The sequence below is a fragment of the Oleiphilus sp. HI0117 genome (assembly GCF_001635235.1).
In genome coordinates this window covers 1-7,123 of record NZ_LWGA01000494.1, presented here as the reverse complement: position 1 = coordinate 7,123, position 7,123 = coordinate 1, and the positions used below count along the sequence as shown (strand labels likewise).

General features: G+C 44.7%; 6 protein-coding genes. 3 read left to right on the top strand and 3 right to left on the bottom strand.

All coding sequences use genetic code 11. The features are described 5' to 3' along the window. Positions 1-80 precede the first annotated feature (80 nt). Positions 81-548 (top strand): DUF1499 domain-containing protein, encoded by a 468-nt coding sequence (locus tag A3757_RS05595; RefSeq protein ID WP_082872067.1) that lies wholly within the window; start codon positions 81-83, stop codon positions 546-548. A gap of 1 nt (position 549) precedes the next feature. On the opposite strand, the gene A3757_RS05590 is transcribed toward A3757_RS05595, so the two are convergent. Continuing rightward, positions 550-2,751, bottom strand: a complete 2,202-nt coding sequence (locus A3757_RS05590) for a penicillin acylase family protein (protein ID WP_068553526.1) — start codon at positions 2,749-2,751, stop codon at positions 550-552. A 193-nt stretch (positions 2,752-2,944) separates the two neighbouring features. Here A3757_RS05590 and A3757_RS05585 point away from each other — a divergent pair, with 193 nt between their 5' ends. Next, the gene (locus tag A3757_RS05585) at positions 2,945-3,529 is read left to right on the top strand and encodes a TetR/AcrR family transcriptional regulator (RefSeq protein ID WP_068514680.1); all 585 of its coding nucleotides are present in this window, start codon (positions 2,945-2,947) and stop codon (positions 3,527-3,529) included. Positions 3,530-3,559: 30 nt separating this feature from the next. Here the strand turns inward: A3757_RS05585 and A3757_RS05580 are convergent, their stop codons facing one another. Both A3757_RS05580 and A3757_RS05575 read right to left on the bottom strand, forming a co-directional pair. Further along, complete coding sequence (locus A3757_RS05580; RefSeq protein WP_068553527.1) at positions 3,560-5,182, bottom strand: long-chain-fatty-acid--CoA ligase; 1,623 nt, start codon at positions 5,180-5,182, stop codon at positions 3,560-3,562. Positions 5,183-5,236: 54 nt separating this feature from the next. Then, on the bottom strand, positions 5,237-5,728 hold the full coding sequence (locus A3757_RS05575) for a regulatory protein RecX (RefSeq protein ID WP_068553528.1): 492 nt from the start codon (positions 5,726-5,728) through the stop codon (positions 5,237-5,239). Positions 5,729-6,108: 380 nt separating this feature from the next. Here A3757_RS05575 and A3757_RS05570 point away from each other — a divergent pair. Further along, positions 6,109-7,123 (top strand): hypothetical protein (locus A3757_RS05570; protein ID WP_197469840.1); only part of this gene is annotated, 1,015 nt, incomplete at its 3' end.

Genomic DNA, 7,123 nt, shown 5'->3' with positions numbered 1-7,123 from the left:
AGATGTTGAACGTGTAATAGAGGAAGCAAAATTTGTTCTGAACGCAGAACTCCGCCAGGCAATTATGGAAGTGACAGCACTTGAAGCCTAAGAACTGTGCTCTCTATGTCAGCCTTACTCTGCTAGCGATGACAAGTGGCTGCGCTGTCAGCCCGCTACAACAAAGTGATCCTGAACCTAGTCTCAATTGGTGCCCACCACTGCCTAATTGCGTCTCAACTGAAGCAAGTACCTTTTTTCACAAAATAGATCAGTTTTCCCTATCCATGCCTTTTGAAAAGGCGTGGCCACATGTAGTTGCTAGTGTAAACCAGCTCCCTCGCACCGAGATTTCACATCAATATCAGGGCTATATTTACGCAAAAAGTTATTCTCAAATATTTGGCTTTGTCGACTATTTCGAGGTACTTTATCAAGCTAATACAGAAACATTGAATGTACGTTCAGGCTCTCTACTAGGAATATCTGACCTATTGGTTAACTACCGAAGAACAGAACAACTTCGCGAGTCTTTGCTAACAAAACAAGTTATCTCACCCACGGACTAGCTCAGCTATCCAGGATTTTATAACGTCCGACACGCCAATCGTCTAATCCGGACTTATACCATCGCGAGAAGCGACTATCTGAAGGACCGCCTGCCAAACAAGTATGTAAGCTTGACTCGCCCATATCAGCAATCAAACGCACCGATGGCGCGAAACTGGTGTCACGCCCAGCGCTACGATAAACCTGACCTTGGTGAGGCGTTGCCCGCCCGCCCAGCAAGGGTATCGACTCAGTATCAAAACCGAGAAAGGTCGGCAGCTTCCCTTGGAATACAATATTGTTCAAAGCAATAGTATTCACCTCTCCCCAACTCTGATTATGCTTCTTCGATAACGGCTCCTTTAGTGCTTTGAGTTTATTGAAGGCTGAAAGGTAGGCTTCATCGCGTGTGATATCGCAATACCAGGCAGATTTATCGCTCACTAATATACGGTCAAAATTCTGATAGAAATCGATAAACAATCCACTATCCTGGGATAAGTGCTCAATCACATCGCCACCCAAACCTATCCTCTGCAAACCAAAGACTTCTTTTCTCAGTAAATCATAGAATGCCTCAAAAACTGGAGCGCCTATAGAGTCCAGGTCATAACGGTGATCCCATTGCTTAAGCATCTGATAGAGTTCACCTCTTTCACCATTTGATTCCAGCAGAGGCAATAGAATATCTAGAAACAACCCTGCTTGCTTTGAATAAACGTCCATCTGCAGAGCTTTCATTGATTCGATATCGTGCGTTTTATGGCTCGCCAATACCTCTTCAATTCTACTCGCTCGGTAATCCCCCATCGGCATATTAATTGGATCAACACGCCCCAGGTGGTTTAGATCCTGATTCGCCGTGACTAAATAGCCATTTTCGGGATTATAGGCACAAGGCAAGTCTTCTATATCCACCAGACCCTGCCAATCATTGTTTGAATCACAGCCCGATATTGGCACAAACCCATTCCAACCAGCACAGCGCTTAGGCATTAGACCCGACATCTGATAAGCAATGTTATCCTCAGAATCAGCAATCACCCAGTTCCAGGCTGACTCGATCTTACCCAAGGTAGCCATTGCCTCTGCAGCTGAAGACATATCCCCCATCTTCAAGGCAGCCATAATAGACGCAGCACCTGAATCTGCAGCAGCCCAACGCGTAGCAATGTAATGACCCGCGATAGCCGGATCACCTTCGAGTACGCCATGCTTATTCTCGTAATAACAAAGCTCAACATCCGCTGACTTTTTCCGTTTTATCACCTCTCTGCGAGTAGCGAAATCATGCCAAGCACCGTCTTTCCGATACTGCCCACCCTTACAATCTTCTACCCAACTATCTACCGTATCCATGAAGGTATAAGTCACTCCCCAGGCAACCTGCTTATTGCGACCAACCAACACACCAGGCAAACCGGGCATCCCCATTCCGATTAGCGAACCGCCGCTCCATGATAAGCTTTGCTCACACCAAACATTGGGCAAACGATTTACTTCCAGGTGAGGATCATTGGCCATGATTGCTCGCCCAGATTTTGTACGGCTGCCTGCGACAACCCAATTGTTAGACGCCATCATTCTAGGCAAGGCCTGATTCCAGATCACTTCACGCGGAACAATTCGTTCCTGAAGCTGAATACTCTCCACCAGTTCACGGTCAAAACGCTTAACGTCAATGGGAAATAGTTCAGCCAGAGCTTCTGTAGAGACGCCTGATTGCGTCAATTCAATAAAGAAACGTTCTACTTCCGCCTGCGATTGCGCCAAAGTCAGGTAGCTCGTCATTCGCGATATAAGAATAATATCCTGCACTTTCCAAGGTTCTGCCTGATAACCCAAGAGCTTCATTAAAGAAAATTCACCGGCTGAAAAGCCCGCATTGACACCATCACAGTAGGATTGAATCTGTGATAGTGAGACGACATCGAGCTTATTCAACTCTTGCGTTAAATTGCCATACCAATTTGCTCGCCTAAAGAACTTATCTATTGCCAAAGACTCTTCAGTATCCGAAAGCAGCTCCGTTAGCCGACCCTGCCCAAGTATCCGCATCATTAGCAATTGCGTGCCACGATCTATTGCATGCGCATAACCGCTCCCCCAAAGGGCGTCCTTGAAAGATGATGCTTTGACATGAGGCACTCCAGCCTCATCACGATTAATCGACAAACCTGAAGGCTGAGGCCCGCGAACTTTGATACGTCTCTTATTAAACATCTATGCACCTCGGACTAAAACAACATTTAAATTCCCATTAAAGGGAATATATAACCCAAAATGCATTTTTTCAACATAAATTCCCACTCATGATCACTTATATTCTTTTTTATTATTGAAACGAATGATTTAGATCTCTTTAGGCATTAGAATCCCTAGCCATAGATAGGCCCATCAATTTAACGGAAGAGAAATGGGAAGAAAGAGCTTAAAAGTAGAACGAGTCAGTGAAATCCTGGATGCCTTTGAACGCTGCGTCGAAACGAAAGGACTGCAAGGTATGACACTGGATATGGTTGCTGAAGAAGCTGGCATGGCCAGGAGGATGATTCGTCATTATGTCGGTAATCGCAAGGAGCTTATTGAAGCTGGTGTAAAGAGAATTATCAGCAAGTTTGAAGACAGTGTTCAACAAAGCATGAACGTAGCTGAACCGGAAAAGCGTTTTGAAGCGGCTTTTGACTACATATTTAGCGAAGCGTTTAACAACCTACCGGCAACACGTCTGGTGGCTGCCTTGTTACCCGTAAGCCTTTACGACCCAGATGTACAAGCGGCAGTGAAGTCTATCTACGACTTCTTTCTGCTAGGGCTAAAGCAGGAACTAGCCGAACTAAACCCTAACATAGATGAAAAAGAGCTTGAGCAAACAGCCTACTCCATCATGTGTTTATCATTTGGTGGAGGCTGGATGGGGAACATTGGCTTCGACCCAAAGCTCAACCAAAAGAACAAGGAACTCGCAAGAGGCTTAGTTCAAAAATTGGGGCCAGAGTAAAAACAGGCATTTTTACTCTGACCTGAATTATCATTCTTTCCATTCGAAACCTTTAAACTGCTCTCGAATCACCTTTTTATCGAGTTTTCCCGTTGCCGTATGCGGTAATTCTTCAACGAATTCACAAGCAGTGGGTATCCACCAGCGGGCAACTTTTTCGTTAAAGAAAGACAGGATCTCTTGCTCATTTAGTGCTGCATTCGGTTTTCTAACCAACAACAACAAAGGACGCTCCGTCCATTTCTCGTGAGCAACACCAATCACTGCCGCTTCAGCCACATCTGGATGATTCATTGCCAAGTTTTCTAGTTCGATACTGGATATCCATTCTCCACCCGATTTAATAATATCCTTGGTCCGGTCAGTAATTTGCATTCGTGATTCGGTATCCAAATAGGCTACATCACCTGTTTCGAACCAACCACCCGGAGCAAATTCACCCTCCAACTTATGGTAGCCCTGTGTAATAAATGGCCCCCTCACCTGCACGGCACCAGCACTTTTTCCATCCCAAGGCAATTCCTTCCCAGCTTCATCAACGATACGTAGGTCGACTCCGAAAATAGGACGCCCCTGACGTAATAAGGCTTCAGTAAACGCTTCTTCCGGCAACTCAAAATCAGCCGCTGACATTTTGTTATAAGTGCCGAGCGGACTCATCTCGGTCATTCCCCAAGCATGCTCTACATCTACATTGTGCTTGTCTTTGAAGGTTTTAAAGATTGAAAGTGGACACGCGGCTCCTCCCACCGTCACACGTTTGAGACTGTCAATTGACTCACCACTTTGACCCAAATAGGCAAGCAGGGCCAACCACACTGTCGGAACGCCTGCCGACATCGATATTTTTTCGTCATTGATTAATTTGGTCAGAGTCTCACCGTCAGCCATTTTAGGACCTGGCATCACTAATTTTGCGCCAGCCATGGGAGCTGAATAAACGATCCCCCAGCCATTAACATGAAACATGGGAACAATCGGCATCACCACGTCCTGGCGCGAAAGGCCAAAGGCATCCGGTAAGCTACTGGCATAACTATGAAGAACTGTTGACCTGTGACTATAGACAACCCCCTTTGGGTTACCAGTAGTACCTGAGGTATAGCACAAGGCAGAAGCTGTGGATTCTTCGAGCTCAGGCCAGTCAAATTCTGGTTCGTATTTAGCTATAAGCGTTTCGTAACACTGGACATTGCGTAAACAGGTTTCAGGCATTTTCGCCTCTGAGGTCAATACGACAAAACCTTTCACATTGGGCATTTTCTCTTGTAACTGCTCTAGCTTAGGTACAAATAAGGAGTCAACGAATAGCCATTGATCTTCAGCATGTTCAACAATGTATTCAATCTGTTCATCAAATAAGCGCGGATTAATCGTATGGCAAACCATACCTGAACAGGAAATCGCATAGTAAAGTTCGAGATGCCGATGATCATTCCAAGCCATCGTTGCAACCACATCACCCTGCTTTAAACCCAAGCCTTTTAGCGCATTAGCTAACTGACGCGTTCGTTGAAAAGCTTCTGCATAGGTATAGCGAAAGCTTGCTTGATCTGCGGTAACCGAGACAATCTCTTGCTGGGGATAAATTTTGTCAGCAAACTCCATCACTGAAGTTATGGTTAAAGGCTGATCCATCATGGTTGAGATCATTTGCTACATCCTCTTGTTATAAATATTGTTCTTATTTATTAATCTATTGGCGAGTTACACAAAATATTGTTCATCATCTTCATGCACTTCAAACGCAAAGGATATCTGATCCATCGTAAAACCTCGTCCAGCTAGAAAGCGCATTTGTCGAGACTTCTTTTTGTAGTAAAGCGCCCGATCTTTATCATTGAGCGGCTCTCTAAATTTTCGTAATCGTAAAGACTGAGCCAAGGCAAACCAGTCACCCTCAAACGCTTCAAAGCCCTCATTCACCATTGAAGACTTCACACCCTTTTGCTGTAACTTGAAACGTATTTTCTGTGGCCCATGCCCCTTCTCATAGCTGCTACGAATAATCATTCTCACATATCGTTCGTCACTCAAGTAGCCAGCGTCTAGCATCGACTGAACTGCCTGTTCCACCAGAGCCTCTTCATATCCCTTACCTTGCAGCTTTTCGCGCAGCTCATGTTCACTATGCTCGCGACGAGATAGAAGATCTACGGCTTTATTTTTAACACTTTGGAGATCTGCTTCTCTCTTCATTTATCACGTTTTTCCATAAAGCCCTGCGACTCTTTTCAATATTGGCCCTATACGGCTCTCGTCACGTAATGAATCCCGCTAAATACCAGAGAATAGTGGAGATTTTTACGCGAGGCTGCGCTAGAATGCCCGAGCCTATTGCTCTCTTGAAGCTAACAAAAGCCTCAGGGTGCAACATTTGGAACGAGTTTAAATATATCCAAGCTCGTTCAGTTAATTAAGACTATAACGTGAAAAACAGCAGATTCCTATGTCAACAATGTCAGTAGGAATTCGACTTTTCGCACTCTCAAAGTCTTAAGACAAAACGGTTTCCTTTTTCGAAAGGACTAACACTTTACAAGAGCATTATTAAAAACAGAGATAAGCGAGATACCAGCATGGCTACTTTTCTTTCCAAGCTATTCAAACCAAAATGGCAAAGCAAGCATACAGCAACCAGACTTGAAGCAATCAAAGAGCTCAACCCTGGCCAGAATGAAGATCATCAAATATTACTTCAGCTTGCACAAAACGATGAACAAGTAGCCGTCAGAAAAAGCGCCACATCACGCTTAACTGACCCTCAAGCACTGATCACGCTTCACGCGCAGTCTAAAGACGAACTAAAGCCTCTAATTGAAGAAAAGTTATACGAGCTGGCTAACGCTCAGTCATTGAGTATTTTCGACCTAATTACTGACAATAAAATACTTACTCAAATGATCATTAAGTCGAATCAGGCAGATGCTTTCCTAAGCGGTTTGGCTCGGATTGAAGATAAGCAATCACTGCTAGAAATTGCAGTAAAAGCAAAAATGGCAAAACTCCGACAAGCCGCTGCTGAGCTTATCGAAACAGAAGCAGACTTAAGCACACTGCTGAGTCAGGCAAAGGGTAAGGACAAATCGGTTTATCATATAGCCAAGTCCAAGCTTGCCACTATCCGCAATCAGATCGCTGAACGAAGTCAACAGCAACAAGATATAGAGAAAGCACTAGCAGACATTACCGCCCTCGCAAAAACCGAGGTTCTTCAGCACTACGATGCCAAGCTTTTTAACCTAAGCAAACGTTGGGCGGCAGTTAGCTTCAGTGCTAACGAAACACAACGCAAAGAATTTGCTCACTACCAAGCTGAGTGCCAAGCAAGAATTGATAAAATTGCCCAAGAAAAGCTCGAAGCAGAAGAACAGGAGCGCTTAATCCAAACCGGTGGTGATGAGCAAGAAGCGACTTTGTATACATTGTCTGAAACACTTAAGCGCTTCACCACAGAGGTCCCCTCATTTCATGATATCTCTGCAATTGACGCGCTAATCAAAACTCAGGAAAACCGCTGGCTCGAAGTCACTCGCAATGTAAAAGTCGAGAAGAACAAGGCAAAGCACTATCAAGTATTAATGAGTGAGATTC